Origin of the sequence: Cellulosimicrobium sp. SL-1, from assembly GCF_011033075.1 — a bacterium.
Classification (GTDB): Bacteria; Actinomycetota; Actinomycetes; order Actinomycetales; family Cellulomonadaceae; genus Cellulosimicrobium; species Cellulosimicrobium funkei.
Window position 1 is genome coordinate 221,414 of sequence record NZ_JAACJC010000009.1, and the last position, 14,207, is coordinate 235,620.

General features: G+C 76.4%; 17 protein-coding genes. 6 read left to right on the plus strand and 11 right to left on the minus strand.

Features of this window, described 5'->3' with window-relative positions; all coding sequences use genetic code 11:
- The first annotated feature begins 14 nt into the window (after window positions 1-14).
- Window positions 15-842: a CPBP family intramembrane glutamic endopeptidase gene (locus tag GWJ10_RS15285; RefSeq protein ID WP_034653394.1), complete on the plus strand. Its 828-nt coding sequence runs from the start codon at window positions 15-17 to the stop codon at window positions 840-842.
- Window positions 843-863: 21 nt separating this feature from the next.
- Here the strand turns inward: GWJ10_RS15285 and GWJ10_RS15290 are convergent, their stop codons facing one another.
- The 5 genes from GWJ10_RS15290 to GWJ10_RS15310 all read right to left on the minus strand — a co-directional run bounded on the left by GWJ10_RS15290 (window position 864) and on the right by GWJ10_RS15310 (window position 4,409).
- Entirely contained in the window at window positions 864-1,691 is an 828-nt protein-coding gene (locus tag GWJ10_RS15290; protein ID WP_241005845.1) for a phosphatase PAP2 family protein, read from the minus strand.
- A gap of 134 nt (window positions 1,692-1,825) precedes the next feature.
- Window positions 1,826-2,497 carry an SRPBCC family protein gene (locus GWJ10_RS15295; protein ID WP_163188344.1) on the minus strand — a complete coding sequence of 224 codons (672 nt, stop codon included), beginning with the start codon at window positions 2,495-2,497 and terminating at the stop codon, window positions 1,826-1,828.
- Window positions 2,494-2,886 (minus strand): metalloregulator ArsR/SmtB family transcription factor, encoded by a 393-nt coding sequence (locus tag GWJ10_RS15300; RefSeq protein ID WP_061267446.1) that lies wholly within the window; start codon window positions 2,884-2,886, stop codon window positions 2,494-2,496. Before GWJ10_RS15300 ends, GWJ10_RS15295 begins: the two co-directional genes overlap by 4 nt.
- Before the next feature lie 39 nt (window positions 2,887-2,925).
- Window positions 2,926-3,501: a GNAT family N-acetyltransferase gene (locus GWJ10_RS15305; RefSeq protein ID WP_163188346.1), complete on the minus strand. Its 576-nt coding sequence runs from the start codon at window positions 3,499-3,501 to the stop codon at window positions 2,926-2,928.
- Window positions 3,498-4,409 (minus strand): LysR substrate-binding domain-containing protein, encoded by a 912-nt coding sequence (locus GWJ10_RS15310; RefSeq protein WP_163188348.1) that lies wholly within the window; start codon window positions 4,407-4,409, stop codon window positions 3,498-3,500. The genes GWJ10_RS15305 and GWJ10_RS15310 overlap by 4 nt, the downstream gene beginning before the upstream one ends.
- A gap of 144 nt (window positions 4,410-4,553) precedes the next feature.
- Between GWJ10_RS15310 and GWJ10_RS15315 the strand changes: the two genes are divergently transcribed.
- A complete protein-coding gene (locus GWJ10_RS15315) occupies window positions 4,554-4,934 on the plus strand; it encodes a DUF5997 family protein (RefSeq protein ID WP_034650386.1) in 381 nt (126 codons plus the stop codon).
- Between the two features lie 44 nt (window positions 4,935-4,978).
- Here GWJ10_RS15315 and GWJ10_RS15320 read toward each other — a convergent pair whose 3' ends face one another.
- Window positions 4,979-5,299, minus strand: a complete 321-nt coding sequence (locus tag GWJ10_RS15320; protein ID WP_346773837.1) for a SelT/SelW/SelH family protein — start codon at window positions 5,297-5,299, stop codon at window positions 4,979-4,981.
- Window positions 5,300-5,481: 182 nt separating this feature from the next.
- Window positions 5,482-6,876 (minus strand): DUF2252 domain-containing protein, encoded by a 1,395-nt coding sequence (locus tag GWJ10_RS15325; protein WP_206158414.1) that lies wholly within the window; start codon window positions 6,874-6,876, stop codon window positions 5,482-5,484.
- A gap of 87 nt (window positions 6,877-6,963) precedes the next feature.
- On the opposite strand from GWJ10_RS15325, the gene GWJ10_RS15330 reads away from it, so the two are divergent.
- A complete protein-coding gene (locus tag GWJ10_RS15330) occupies window positions 6,964-8,172 on the plus strand; it encodes a class I SAM-dependent methyltransferase (protein ID WP_241005846.1) in 1,209 nt (402 codons plus the stop codon).
- Window positions 8,173-8,230: 58 nt separating this feature from the next.
- On the opposite strand, the gene GWJ10_RS15335 is transcribed toward GWJ10_RS15330, so the two are convergent.
- Window positions 8,231-8,641, minus strand: coding sequence for an FKBP-type peptidyl-prolyl cis-trans isomerase (locus GWJ10_RS15335; RefSeq protein ID WP_241005847.1), 411 nt, complete (start codon window positions 8,639-8,641; stop codon window positions 8,231-8,233).
- Between the two features lie 136 nt (window positions 8,642-8,777).
- Here GWJ10_RS15335 and GWJ10_RS15340 point away from each other — a divergent pair, with 136 nt between their 5' ends.
- Together GWJ10_RS15340 and GWJ10_RS15345 are read left to right on the plus strand one after the other, a co-directional pair.
- Window positions 8,778-9,656: an alpha/beta hydrolase gene (locus tag GWJ10_RS15340; protein WP_163188356.1), complete on the plus strand. Its 879-nt coding sequence runs from the start codon at window positions 8,778-8,780 to the stop codon at window positions 9,654-9,656.
- Window positions 9,649-10,248 (plus strand): TetR-like C-terminal domain-containing protein, encoded by a 600-nt coding sequence (locus GWJ10_RS15345; RefSeq protein WP_206158415.1) that lies wholly within the window; start codon window positions 9,649-9,651, stop codon window positions 10,246-10,248. The genes GWJ10_RS15340 and GWJ10_RS15345 overlap by 8 nt, the downstream gene beginning before the upstream one ends.
- Window positions 10,249-10,272: 24 nt before the next feature.
- Here the strand turns inward: GWJ10_RS15345 and GWJ10_RS15350 are convergent, their stop codons facing one another.
- Window positions 10,273-11,682, minus strand: a complete 1,410-nt coding sequence (locus tag GWJ10_RS15350) for a cystathionine beta-synthase (RefSeq protein WP_163188360.1) — start codon at window positions 11,680-11,682, stop codon at window positions 10,273-10,275.
- A 147-nt stretch (window positions 11,683-11,829) separates the two neighbouring features.
- Between GWJ10_RS15350 and GWJ10_RS15355 the strand changes: the two genes are divergently transcribed.
- Window positions 11,830-12,546, plus strand: a complete 717-nt coding sequence (locus GWJ10_RS15355) for a DUF5701 family protein (RefSeq protein WP_241005848.1) — start codon at window positions 11,830-11,832, stop codon at window positions 12,544-12,546.
- Window positions 12,547-12,623: 77 nt separating this feature from the next.
- Here GWJ10_RS15355 and GWJ10_RS15360 read toward each other — a convergent pair whose 3' ends face one another.
- Both GWJ10_RS15360 and GWJ10_RS15365 read right to left on the minus strand, forming a co-directional pair.
- Window positions 12,624-13,091, minus strand: a complete 468-nt coding sequence (locus tag GWJ10_RS15360; protein WP_163188362.1) for a hypothetical protein — start codon at window positions 13,089-13,091, stop codon at window positions 12,624-12,626.
- Window positions 13,092-13,144: 53 nt separating this feature from the next.
- Window positions 13,145-14,059: a Bax inhibitor-1/YccA family protein gene (locus GWJ10_RS15365; protein WP_021482325.1), complete on the minus strand. Its 915-nt coding sequence runs from the start codon at window positions 14,057-14,059 to the stop codon at window positions 13,145-13,147.
- Between the last annotated feature and the right edge of the window lie 148 nt (window positions 14,060-14,207).

Genomic DNA, 14,207 nt, shown 5'->3' on the forward strand with positions numbered 1-14,207 from the left:
CCGCACTCAGCCCGCTGCCCGACGCCGCCCGCCCGCCCTGGGCGGTCGGGTCGCCCCTGCGGCTGCTCGCCGCGGTCCTCGTGTCCGGCTCCGCGGTGCTGCTCTTCGCGGTCCACGCGCGCCCGCTCGGGTACGTCCCGCTCGTCCTCGGGGTCGCGCTCGGGCTGCTCGTGGACCGGCGCCTCGGCCGCGACCTCGCGCTGGTCGGCGTCGGGATGGGGATCATCTCGACCATCTCGCTGAAGGCCGACCTGTCCGACGCCGGCATGGTGCGCTTCGCCGTCGTGCTCTCCCTCGCGGTGCTCGTCCCGTGGGCGCTGTCCCGCTTCGTCTTCCGCGAGGACGCCGTCACGTTCCCCGTCGCGACGGGGCGCCGCTGGACGCGGGGGCAGGTCGTGTACCTGGTCGTGGTCGTCGTGGCGGGCTACCTGATCCTGCCGTTCTACTTCATCGGGTCGGGCGCGTACCTCAACTGGCCGCCGATCACGGGCGGCGCGGAGATCGCGCGCCTGTTCGTCGGCGTCAACGCGGTGGGCATCTGGGACGAGCTGTTCTTCGTGTGCGTGGTCTTCGCGCTGTACCGCGAGCACTTCGGGGTGTGGACGGCGAACCTGCTGCAGGCGACGGTCTTCGTGTCGTTCCTCTGGGAGCTCGGCTACCGCGAGTGGGGCCCGCTGCTCACCGTGCCGTTCGCGCTCGTCCAGGGCTGGATCTTCTCCTGGAGCAAGTCGCTCACGTACGTCGTGGCCGTCCACCTGCTGTTCGACGTCGTGGTGTTCGCCGTGCTGGTGCACGCCCACCACCCGGAGCTGTTCGACGTCTTCGTCACCGCGCCGCGCTGACGGCGCCGCCCGCGGGCGGGGTCAGGACGGTCGGGCGAGCAGCATGCGGCGCACCCCGTCGACGCGGCACGCCGCCGCGACGGCCGTCGTGGCGGGACCGGCGAGCACCGTCACCGCCGCCACGACCACGGCGACGCCCACGGCCGCGCCGGCCGCGACGTCGTGCGGGAAGTGCACGCCCTGGGCGACGCGGGCCGCCGCGACCGCCACGGCCAGCAGGGCCGGCACGACGACCCACACCGCGAGGTCGCGCGTACGGGAGCGGGTCGCGTGCCGCGCCGGCACGGCGCCGGGGACCCGCACGGCCGGCGCGCCGGCGAGGACGACGGCGGTCGCGAGGGCGAACGCGATCGCGGTGTGGTTGCTCGGGAACGACCAGTCGCCCGCCGCGGGGCAGTGCGCGACCTCGACCAGCTCCCAGCAACCGCGCGGCTGGCGGACGAGCGACTTCACGGCCTCGCTCGCGGCGTAGGCGGCGACGGCGCCCACGCCGGCGACGAGCGTCGTCGCGACCGCGGGCGGGCCGCCCCGGCGCGAGCGCCAGGCCACGAGCGCGCACCAGGCCACGAGCACGAGCACGCCGCCCTCGGCGACGAGCTCCGTCCCGGGGAGGTCGGCCGTGCGCGCCGTGACGGCGAGGTAGAGGGACTCGCTCGGGCCGCGCAGCATCCGGGCGACGAGGACGACGAGCGCCGCCCCGACGAGCCACGACAGCGCCACGAGCGCCTGCCCCGCCAGCCCGGACGACGGCTCGGGGGCCGTGGGTCCGGCCGGCGCGCCGTCGCTCTCGTCACGCGTCGGGGCGGCGTCGGGCAGGGTCGTGGTGCGGGACGAATCGGGCGAAGTCATCGGACGAGGGTATGCCGGGTGAACCACGGGTGAACATCCGCCCCGCGGCGGACGTCCGCCGCGGGGCGTCCCCCCAGGGCGGTACCTCGCGGCGCCCCCGGTGCGACCCGCGACCCGCGACCGCGGGGGCGGCCCTACCGGGTGCCCGAGCCGTCCTCGGCGTGGACGTCGTCCGCAGGGACGTAGAACGCCGTCGTGGCGGCGACGCGGGCGGCGACGTCGTCCGCGTCGAGCCCGTCGGCCACGGCGAGCGCCGCTCCCCACGCCTCGCTGCTCGCGACGTTGAACGCGCGCAGCTCGGGGCTCGCGAGGACGGCCTCGGGGTCGAGCGTCGCCCGGCCGTCGAGGTGCAGCCCGAGGCCCAGCAGGGCGCCGTCCCACCCGACGCCGACGGCGCCCGGGCCGAACTGGTCCCACATCTCCGGCGGCACGACGGCGGTGTGCTCGAGCGTGAGCGTCGTGCCGCCGTCGGGCGCGGGCGCGAGCCGGACCTCGACGACGGACGTGTCCTCCGGCGTCGGCGGGCCCATGACCCACGTGAGCCGCAGGAGCCGCGGGGCCTCGCACGCGCGGATCTCGCCGCCGGCGTTGCCCTCGACCTGGTAGGTGCCGCCCACCCGGAGGTCGCCCGTCACGGGCAGGAACCAGCGCGGGATGCGCTCGGGGTCGGTGACGGCCTCCCACACGTCCTCGACGTCGGCCGGGTAGGTGCGCTCGATGGTGACGACCCGTGCCGCACCGGCGGGCAGGTCTCCCGTCCCGACGGTGCGCCGCGCGGCCTCGAGCTCGGCGATGAAGTCCTTCATGCTGTCCTCCTGGTGGTGTCGGTGGGGCGCTCGTCGTCCTCGTCGGCGCCGGCTGCCGTCGCCCGACGGCGCTCGCGGGCACCCCGGGCGAGCTCGGTCCCGAGCGCGTCCAGCCGCTGCTCCCAGAACCGGCGCAGGCCCGCGGTCCAGTCCTCGACCTCGTCGAGGGCGGCCGGGTCGAGCGCGTAGAGGCGCCGGGTCCCGTCCGGACGCACCGACGCGAACCCGCTGGTCCGCAGCACGCGCAGGTGCTGCGACACCGCGGGCTGGCTGATGCCGAACTCCTCCCCCACGCGCGCCGCGATCTCGCCGGCGGGCTGCTCGCCGTGCGCGAGGTGCTCGAGGATCCGGCGACGCACCGGGTCGCCGAGGACGTCGAACGCTTCCATGACCCCCATCTTTCAGACTGTGCTTATATAAGTCAAGACCTATGTTGCGAGCGCGCGTGCCATGACCCGCTGCGGCCCGGCGCTGCCCCCGAGGTACGCGCCGCGGTCGTGCATCCCCGCACGGGCGTACGCGCGCCGCCCCGCCGCGTTGCGGTCGTTGACCGTGAGGACGAGCGCCCCGTACGGCGCCGTCCGCCCACGCAGCGCCGCGAGCGCCGCGACCGCGCCGGGAAGGTCCCGCACGACGCGCGACCCGACGCCGCCGCCCTGCGCCGCGACGTCGACGAGGAAGCCGCGGAACAGCACGACGTCGTCCGGGGCGACGCCGTCGAGCAGCGCCGCGACCTCGGCCGGGGCACCGCCCGGGTGCAGCACCCCGAGCGCGACGGGGTCGCCGCCCGGCGGGCGGGCGACCAGCAGGTGCCGACCCGGGTCGGCGTGGGCCGCGGCGACGACGTCGGCCGCGGGCGGCACGAACTCCTCCTGCCCGGGTCCCAGCCGGAGCCGGAGCGCGGCGGCGAGCAGCCGGCCCCGCTCGCCCGGGGGCACCGCGTCGAGCAGCACGAGCTCGACCGGGCCACCCGGAGCCTGCGGCGCGGGCGGCGGAGCCGTCACCGCCGCTTCCCGCCCCGACCACGGGCGCCCCGGCCCTTCGGCGTTCCGCGGCCCTGCGCGCCGCCCCCGCCGCGCCCGCCGCCCGCTCCCGCACGACCGGTGCCCGCTCCGCCGCGACCCGTGCCCGCTCCCCCGCGGCCCGCGCCACCGCGCGCGTCGCGGTCGCGGCGCTCGCGGGCGGGCGCGGCGTCCTCCGCGGGCGCCGTCGCGCGACGCCCGCGCGAGCTGTTGGCCGTGCGGCCCCGGACGATCCCGACCATCTCCTCGACGAGGTCGTCGTCGTCGCGGTCCGCGACCCACGCGAGCGCGACGGGGGCCGACGGCGCCCCCTCCAGGCGGCGGTAGGTGACGTCCTTGCGGTGGTGCAGGCGCGCGAGCGACTGCGGCACGACCGCCACCCCGACGTTCGCGGCGACCAGCACGACCGCGTCGCCGGTCGTCGCGGGCCGCTCGTCGGCCGGCCGCCCCGGTGGCTGCGGCGCGTCGTCCGGGGCCCCGGCCTCGCCCGCCCACGGCACGACGTCGTCGAGCGGCCGCAGCAGCACGTCGTCGGCGAGGTCGTCGAGCGCGACCGGCTCCTCGGGCTCCAGGGCGGCGAGCAGGTGGTCGCGCGACACGAGCACGACCGGCGCCTCCTCGTAGAGACGGATCGCGCTCAGCACGTCGCGGTCGACGGGCAGGCGCAGGATCGCGGCGTCGGCCTCGTCGTCGCGCAGCACCCGCTCCGCGTCGCAGGGCTCGACGGCGACGAGCTCGAGCGGCACGTCGGGGAGGCGCTCGCGCCACGTGCGCACCCACTTGGCCGGGGTCGCGCCGGGGACGTACGCGAGCCGGAACCGGCGGCCGGCCCCGTCGTCCCCGCCGCCGTCGGTCGTTGCCTCGGGAGCCGTGCCCGCGTCGTCGTCCACCCGGACAGCCTAGGCGCGCGGTCCCGCGCGCTCCCGCCCGAGGTGCACCGGGCCCGGCTCCGGTCCGTCGCGGGCCCGCCGGACGCCCGCCGCGCGCCCCGCCGCGGACCGCCGGCACCCGACCGGCCGACTACCCTGGAGCCCATGACCCCCAAGCAGTCCGCGCAGACCATGAAGCCCGCCACCGCGGCGAAGAAGCTCGGGGTGTACCTGCCCGCCACGCCGCAGGAGTTCCAGGAGGGCACCATCACCCGGGCCCAGCTCGAGGAGATGGAGAAGAACCCGCCCCAGTGGCTCGCGGACCTGCGCCGCAACGGCCCGCACCCGCGGCCCGTCGTCGCGGGCCGGCTCGGCGTCTCGATCTCCGGCCTCACGCGCGGCGGCCTCACCGAGCCGCTGACCACCGACGAGATCGACGCGCTGCGCCAGGACCCGCCGGAGTGGCTGACGGCCGAGCGCGAGGTGCAGAAGAAGGTCCGCGCCGAGGAGGAGCGGCTCGCCGCCGCGCGCGCGAAGAAGGGCTGAGCCGCGCCCTGCGGGACCGCGTCTGCCGGGCGGCCCGACCGGCCTCAGTCCGTGCGCGTCGCGGCGTCCGTCGCGGGGTCCGTCGCCGTGGCCGCGCGGTCGGTGTGGCCGAGCGACAGGTCGGGCGCGACGGCGTCGCGCACCCGGCGCTTGAGGTCCGGGACCTCGGGGAACCCGCCGTCGACGCGGCGGTCCCACAGCAGCACCGGCCCGTCCCCGGCGTCGAGCGTGACCCGGAAGACGCCGTCCGTGCCGGGCACGAGGGCCACCTCGCCCAGGCGCGTGCGGAACGTCTGCAGGAGCTCCTGCGCGACCCACGCCGCGCGCAGCAGCCAGCGGCACTGCGTGCAGTACTCGACCGCCACGCGCGCGGTCCCGCGCGCCTCGGCGGGCGCGGTCGGAGCCTCTGCCCGCGCGGAGGACTCCGCAGGCGCCTCGGCGGGCGCGGGGGCGTGCGGGCCGGGCTGACCTCCGTCGTCCGTCATGGCGCCCAGCGTACGGGCGACGGCCGGGCGCGCGGGTGGCCGTCCACCGCCGTCGGACCGGCTCAGACGCCCCGCTCGGCCGGGAGGCGGCCGCTCGTCACGGCGGCCTCGAGCGCGGCGTAGTCGCCCTCGACGACGTCCGCGTACGCGCGCGACCACCGCGCGAGGGACTCGTCGAACACGTCCGAGCGGCCGAGGTAGCCGTGCGCCACGCGCGCGCCCGGCGACTGGCTGTGCGCGCGGGCGAGCACGCGCCCGCACAGCTCCCCGTACCGCACGAACTGCGAGGCCGAGAGCCGGCCGAGCTCGACCGACCCCTTCATGTCGCGGAACTGGCGCCAGTAGAAGTCGACGCGCGGGCGGCCCGTGCGGTCGGGCGCCTCGACGGTCGTCCACCCCAGGAACGGGTCGGACTGCGCCTGCAGGATGCGCTGGGCGGCGACCACCCGGCGGCCCTGGGCGGGCACGGCACCGGCGGGCACGAGCCCGGACGGCAGCGCGTCGACCATCCCGCCGTACGTCGCGAGGACCGACGACGTCGCCTCCTTCACCTGCAGCACGAGCGGCTCCCCCGCGGGCCCCTCGAGGAGCACGATGTAGCAGCGTGTCCCGACGCTCCCGACGCCCACGACGCGCAGCACGAAGTCCACGACCGTGAACTGGCTCAGCAGGAGCCGGGCGTCGGCGCGCAGGGGCTCGCGGTACGCCTCGAACAGCGTCGTGAGCTCGTCGACGCTCGCCGTGTCCACGTGCTGGGTGACCGGCGGCTGGTCGACGATCCGCGTGCGGCCGTCGGCGGTCCGGCTCGTGATCTTCCGCACCACCTGCTCCGACGTGCGCCGCCGCGCCTTGCGCACGGTCCGCTCGAGCTCCTCGCGACCGCCGTCGAGCAGCAGGGGCTCGATGACCGCGGTGTCGACGAGGAACGCGTAGCGCTCGAGGGCGTCGCGCGCGAACGCCTCGGCGAGCGTCTCGCGGTACCCGCGCACCGCGCCGCGCGCGGCGTCCGCGCAGTCGTGCTCGGCCAGGCCCTTGTCCCGCCCGCCCACGTACATGCTCGCCGCCAGGCGCTTGACGTCCCACTCCCACGGGGCGTCCGACGCCTCGTCGAAGTCGTTGAGGTCGAACAGGACCCGCCGCTCGGGCGACGCGAAGAGCCCGAAGTTGGAGACGTGCGCGTCCCCGCACGCGACGACCTGGACGCCGGTCCGGGGGCCGTCGCGCAGGTCGTGGGCCATCGTCGCGGCGGTGCCGCGGTAGAAGGCGAAGGGCGACTCGAGCATCCGGCCGATCCGCAGCGGGACGAGGTCCTGGAGCCGGTCGCGGTTCTGCTCCTCGACGATCGCCACCGGGTCGCGGTCCGGCAGCAGCAGCGCGCCCTGCGTGCGGCGCGGCACCCGGTCGCGCAGCGCGCGCCCGACGGCACGGGACTCGACCAGGGTTCGCGGGACGTCCACGGGTGCCTCCTCGCTCTCCGCAGTCGCACAGTAGCGCTCCGCCGGGCGCGCGGCGCGGCGACCACCGGCGTCGGGGAGACTGGGGCGGTGACGACCTCGCCCGACCTCGCCGCCCTCCTGGAGCGCCTGCGCACCCATGACGCCGGTCCGGACCGGGAGGACGCACCGGTCGCCGTCGACCCGGCCGACCGCCTGCTGCTCGACGAGGCGGCACCCTGGCTCGCGCAGGCGGCCCCGGGGGCCGTGGCCGTCGTCGACGACCGGTACGGCGCCCTCACCCTGGGCGCCGCGCTGCTCACCGGCGCAGGACCCGCCGGGGATCCCGGGAGCGCGACGGCCGCCGGGGGGCGCGTGCGCGTCCACCAGGACGCGTGCACCGCGGAGGCGGCGCTCGACGCGAACGCGCGCGCGGTGGGGATGGCGACGGCGTACGACCGCCACGGCCTCGACGCGGGGCTCCTGGCCGGGGCGCGGGTCGTGCTGCTGCGGCTCCCCCGCGGCCTCGCGGCGCTGCGCGATGTCGCGGAGCACGTCGCGCGCGAGGCCGGGCCGGACGTCGTGCTCCTCGGGGGCGCGCGCGTCAAGCACATGACGCGCGCGATGAACGACGTCCTCGCCGAGTCGTTCGGCGAGGTGCGCGCGAGCCTCGCCCGGGGCAAGTCTCGCGTGCTCGTCGCGTCGGCGCCCCGGCCGGCGCGCTCGCTGACCTACCCGGTCGTCACCGACCTGGCCGACGTCGGCCTGCGGGTCGCGGCGTTCGGCGCCGCCTTCGCGGGGGCGGGCCTGGACCTCGGCACGCGGTTCCTGCTGGACCGGCTCGGCGCCGACGACGGACCGACCCCTGGCGGGCAGGGTACGGCGCCGCGCGACGTCGTCGACCTCGGGTGCGGGACGGGCCTGCTCGCCGCGTGGGCGGCCCGGCGTTGGCCCGAGGCGCACGTGGTCGCCGCCGACCGCTCGGACGCCGCCGTCCGCTCGGCGGCGCTCACGGCGCGCGAGAACGGCGTCGCCGCCCGCGTGCGCACGGTGCGCGACGACGCGGGCGCGACCCTCGCGGACGCGAGCGCCGACGTCGTGCTGCTCAACCCGCCGTTCCACGACGGCGCCGCCGTGCGCACCGACGCCGCGCACCGCATGTTCGCGACCGCGGGGCGCGTGCTGCGACCGGGCGGCGAGCTGTGGTGCGTCTGGAACTCGCACCTGCGGTACCGCCCCGCGCTCGAGCGCGCGGTCGGGCCCACGACGCAGGTCGCGCGCGACCCGCGCTTCACGGTGACGCGGTCCGTGCGGCGCTGAGCGGCGGGCGCCCGTCGTGGGTGATCACCGCGACGACGGGCACCCCGCCCTCAGGAGGTCACTGGACGTCGACGACGTCCACGACGAAGACGAGCGTGTCCGTGCCGCCGATGCCGGCCTGCGGCACGCCGCGCTGGCCGTAGCCGTGCTCCGGCGGGATCGAGAGCAGCACGCGGGAGCCGACGTTCTGGCCCACGAGGCCCTTGTCCCAGCCGCCGATGACGGCGCCGACGCCGATGGGGAAGGCGATGGTGTCGCCACGGTCGTAGGAGTTGTCGAAGACGTGCCCGCCCCAGGCCTGGCCCAGGTAGTGCACGACGATGTTGCGCCCCGACGTGACGGCCGGGCCGTCGCCCTCGGAGAGCACGACCACCTGCAGGCCGCTGGGCGCGTCCGTCCCGGGGAAGGTGAGCGTCGGCTTCTCGCCGAAGGATCCCGAGGCGGTGGGGAGGGTGGGCTGGTCGGTCACGAGGGTGCCTCTCGTCGGGTGCAGGAAGGCCCGCGCGGGCGCGGGCCTCCTTACCCTACGCGGATCGCCCCGACCCGGCCGGGCGCGGTCGCCGAGACTCTTGCCCTCGTTGGCTAATGACATTAGCCTTACAGCTATGACCACTCACCAGCGCCCGACCGTGCGCCACCTCGCCCGCGCCGAGGGGCGCCTCGCCTACACCGACCAGGGCTCCGGCCCGCTCGTCGTCGCCGCGCCCGGCATGGGCGACCTCCGCGCCACCTACGACGACGTCGTCCCCCACCTGCTCGCCGCGGGCCACCGCGTGGTCGTCATGGACCTGCGCGGCCACGGCGACAGCGACACGACCTTCGCGACGCACGGCGACGAGGCGACCGCGTCCGACTACGTCGCGCTCGTCGAGCACCTGGGCGCCGGCCCGGCCGTCCTGCTGGGCAGCTCCATGGCGGCGTCGGCCGCGGTGGTCGCCGCCGCCCTGCGCCCCGACCTCGTGCGCGGGCTCGTCCTGCTCGACGGGTTCCTCCGCGAGCCGTCGTCCCCCGCGAGGCTCCGGGCGATGCGCGTGCTCTACCGCGTCGCGCTCGCGCGGCCGTGGGGCGCGGCGTTCTGGGCCTCGTTCTACGGCTCGCTGAACAAGGGCCGCACCCCCGCGCGCCTCGCCGCGCACCAGGCCGCGATCCGCGCCAACCTCTCCGAGCCGGGGCGCCTGCGCTCCTTCCGGGACCTCACCCTCCAGCTCGACCACCGCGTCGTCGAGCCGCGCGTCGCCCAGGTCGAGGCGCCCGTGCTCGCGGTCTACGGCGCGCTCGACCCCGACTACGCCGACCCGGCCGCCGAGGCCGCGTGGGCCGAGCAGGCGCTCGGCGCGACCACGCTCCTGCTGCCCGACGTCGGCCACTACCCCCAGCTCCAGGCGCCCGAGGAGGTCGTGGCCGCGACCCTCGGCTTCCTCTCCGGGCTGCCCGACGCCGACGCGCGCCCGGATGCCGAGCGGTCGGAGGACGCTCGTGGCTAGGGCCGGGCTGTCCCACGACGCCGTCGTCCGGATCGCGCTCGACCTCGTCGACGCCGGCGGCCCGACGGGCTTCGCCGACCTCACGCTCGCCAAGGTCGCCGCGCAGGCAGGCGTCGCGACGCCGAGCCTGTACAAGCACGTCGGCTCGCTCGCCGCGCTGCGCCGCGAGGTCGCCGTCGTCGCCGTCGGGGACTACACGCGCGCCCTCACCGACGCGACGGTCGGCCTCGCCGGGCCCGACGCCGTCGCCGCCCTCGCGCACGCGACCCGGCGGTACGCCCGGGCGCACCCCGGCCGGTACGCGGCCGTGCAGGTCGCCCCCGACCCGGACGACCCCGCGGACGCCGCGCTGTCGGCGGCCGCGGGGCGCAGCGTCCAGGTCGTCGCCGCGGTGCTGCGCGGGTTCGACCTCCCCGAGGACCGTACGGTCGACGCCGTCCGGTCCGTGCGCGCGAGCCTGCACGGCTTCGTCGCGCTCGAGCTCGGCGGCGGCTTCCGCCTGCCCGACGACCTCGACCGCAGCTTCGACCTGCACGTCCGCGCGCTCCTCGCGGGCCTGGCATCCCTCGCGCGCCCGCAGGCCGGAGCCTGAGGCGCGCGCCGGGCCCGGCGGGGATCAGCGCGCGGCGACGAACCCCAGGAGGTCGTGCCGCGTGAGGACCCCGACCGGGTCGCCGTCCTCGACGACGAGCAGCGCGTCGGCGTCGTGCAGCGCGGTGCGCACGGCCTCGACGCCCTCGCCCGCGCCGATGAGCGGGAAGCGCGGCTCCATGTGCTGGTCCACGCGGTCGGCGAGCGACGCTCGGCCGGAGAAGACGGCGTCGAGCAGCGCGCGCTCGCTCACCGACCCGGCCACCTCCCCGCTCTTCACGGGCGGCTCGGCGCCGACGACGGGCATCTGCGACACCCCGTACTCGCGCAGGATCTCGATGGCGTCGCGGACCGTCTCGCTCGGGTGCGTGTGCACGAGGTCGGGCAGGCGGCCGTCCTTCGCGCGCAGCACGTCGCCCGCGGTCACGCCCTCCTCGTCGGGCAGGAACCCGTAGGACCGCATCCACGCGTCGTTGAAGATCTTGGAGAGGTAGCCGCGCCCGCTGTCCGGCAGCAGGACGACGATGACGGCCCGCGCTGCCGCCTCCGGGTCCTCCTCCTCGAGCCGGCGCGCGAGCCGCAGCGTCGCCTCGACGGCCATGCCGCACGACCCGCCGACGAGCAGGCCCTCCTCGCGCGCGAGGCGCCGGGTCATCGCGAACGAGTCCGCGTCGCTGACCGGGATGACCTCGTCGGGGACCGCCGGGTCGTAGGCGTCCGGCCAGAAGTCCTCGCCCACGCCCTCGACGAGGTACGGGCGCCCGTCGCCGCCCGAGTAGACCGAGCCCGCCGGGTCCGCGCCGACGACGCGCACACGCCCGCCGTCGGAGGCCGCGCGGTCCGCGGAGACCTCCTTGAGGTAGCGGCCCGTGCCGGTGATGGTGCCGCCCGTGCCGACCCCGGCGACGAAGTGCGTCACGCGACCGTCGGTGTCGGCCCAGACCTCGGGGCCGGTGGACTCGTAGTGCGACGCCGGGCCGTTCGGGTTCGCGTACTGGTTCGGCTTCCAGGCGCCCGGGATCTCGCGGACCAGCCGGTCGGAGACCGAGTAGTAGGAGTCCGGGTGGTCGGGGGCCACGGCGGTCGGCGTGACGACGACGCGCGCGCCGTACGCGCGCAGCACGTCGCGCTTGTCCTGGCTCACCTTGTCCGGGCAGACGAAGACGCAGTCGTACCCCTTGCGCTGCGCGACGAGCGCGAGCCCGACGCCCGTGTTGCCGGACGTCGGCTCCACGATCGTGCCGCCGGGCCGGAGCTCGCCCGAGGCCTCCGCGGCCTCGACCATCTTCAGCGCGATGCGGTCCTTGACGGAGCCGCCGGGGTTCACGTACTCGACCTTGGCGAGGATCGTCGCGCTGAGGCCTGCGGTGACACGGGACAGCCGGACGAGCGGGGTACCGCCGACGAGCTCGGACACGTGCTCTGCGTATCTCATGCCCCGATCATCCCCGATCCGGCGCCGCGCGCGTGCTCGACCGGGCACCATCCCGACCGACGCCCGGCATGAGGGTCGCTCGCGACGGGAATTCCCGTACGGTGTAGAGCGTTGAGGACGCCGACATCCCCGACCGAGAGGTGACCCGTGCCCGAGCCCACGACCGCCGCTACCCGTCCCGCGTCCCCCGCAGCGGCCTCCGCGCCGCCCGCGCTCCCCCCGCTGCCCGACGTCGTCGCCCAGGCCGAGCGCCTCGTCGCGCTCGGCGTCCACGACATCGCCGGTCTCACCGCGGACGCGTTCCGCGCCGCCGCGGCCGACCTCGCGGCGACCGCCCCCGCGGGCGCGCTGCTCGTCGTCGACCCGGCGCTCGCGCCGCCGTCGGCGCTGGCTCCCCTGCTGCGGCTCCCGGCGAAGGACGGCGAGAAGGAGGGGTTCGTCGTCGTCGACATGACGGACGTGGACCGCTTCACGCCGATCGAGGGGATCGTCGTCCCGCCGGGGCCGGTCTCGCTCGTCACGGACGTCGACCGCGGCGACGACCTGGCGAGCTGGTCCCCGGACGAGGCGCTGCCGGAGCTCACGGCGCGCGGCCGGACGCCGCTCCTGCTGCACGAGGGGATCCACTGGGCGCTCCAGGCGCCGGACGTCCTCGCGCGGAACCACTGCTACATGACGGTCGGCTCACGGCTGCGCAAGCCCGACGGCCGCCTCGACACCCGCACCCCCGCGCTGTGGATCTCGAACGGCACCGGACGCGACGGGCGCGACCGCCGCGGCGCCCCGAAGGTCGGCTGGTGCTGGGCCGGGAACCGCCACACGTGGCTCGGCTTCGCCTCGGCCACCGGCCGCCTCCCCGCCTGACCCCCGCTGAGTGCGGGAGAGAGTCGCGGCGGAGACGCCCGACCGCGGCTCTTTCCCGCACTCACGGGGTGGGGCCGTCAGCCGACGAGACCCAGGATCGCGACGAGGAGCACGACGACGCCGAGCACGACGACGAGCAGCGGGCGGTCGGAGGCCTCGGGCGCCACGAGCCGGCCGAGACCCGCGCCGACCGCGGCGGTGACCCCGACGACGGCGGCCGCACCCGCGACGAGCGCACCGCCACCGCCAGCGCCGGCGTCGGCGAGCTGCCGGGCGATCCCGCCCGCGAGCAACGACCCCCAGAGCGCTCCGGCCACGAGTCCGAGCGCCGCGAACACGAGCGCGGCCCGGCGCTCCGTGGCGTCGCGCGTGATCCGGGTGCCGAGCCAGGCGACGGCGGCGCCCGCCGTCGGGACGCTGAGCAGGATGAGGAGCGCCGCGAACGACAGCCACGCAGGCGGCGCGCCCGAGACGACCATGTACAGGACCTGGACGCCGAGCATCGCGGCCGCCGCGACGACGAGCCCGGCCAGAAACACCGGCACCCGCGGCGGGAGGTCCGCCGCGGGTGCCGGTTCACGGGTGCTGCGCGCCACCGTCAGTCGCTGCTCTGCAGGATCGCGAAGAGGCGCAGGAACTCGAGGTAGAGCCAGATCAGCGTGACCATGAGGCCGAACGCGGCCGACCACGCGAACTTGGCGGGGACGCCGGCCTCGACGCCACGCTTGATCGAGTCGAAGTCGACGATGAGCGACGCGGCGGCCAGGCCGACCGCGATGAGCCCGACGACGATGCCGATCGTGCCGCCGCGCATGCCCCAGCCGTCGAGGACGCCGAAGAGCACGAGGACGACGTTGACGAGCGAGAAGGCGAGGTACCCGACCATCGCGATGAGCAGCCAGCGCGTGAACTTCGGGGTGACGCGCACCTTGCCGGAGCGGAACAGGAACAGCGCGGCCGCGAACGTCGCGACGGTCGCGAGGACCGCCTGGAAGACGATGTCCGTGAGGTTCCCGCCGTTGCCGACGGTCATGGTGCCGAACGCGAGGCTGATGCCACCGAGGAACAGGCCCTGGGCCACGGTGTACGCGATGATCAGGGCCGGGCTCGGGTTCCGCTTGAACGCGTTGACCAGGCCGAGCACCAGGCCGGCGATCGCACCCAGCAGGTAGAGGAACGGCATCTGCGGCGTGAGGTACCACGACGCCGCCCCGACGACGACGAGCAGCGCGAGCAGGCCGCCCGTCTTCATGATCACGTCGTCGTACGTGAGGCGCTTGGTGTCCGCCGTGGTCGCCGACGGCGCGCTGTACATCGCGTCGAGCTGCGCCGCGTCCGCGGTCTGGGCGCCGTACGCACCCCACTGCGCGCCCTGCGGGGGCGTGCCGTACGCGGGGCCCTGGCCCTGTGCGGGCGGGCTCCCGTAGGCGGGTGCGGCCTGCGTGGCCGCCCCACCGCGCCGGTTCTTCGGCTCGCCGAAGACCGCGCTGTTGTTGAAGACGGGGTTGCTCATGAGCTCCTCCTGGTCGCGGCGTCCACTACCTCTCAGCGGGCCTCGTCATCGGCGTCTCGCCTCGAGTCGGGTGTCGCTGGCCTGTGTTCATCCTAGGGAACGTGCGAGTCCCGGCCACTGTTCCCGCGGGTTTTCCCGCGCCTCGCGG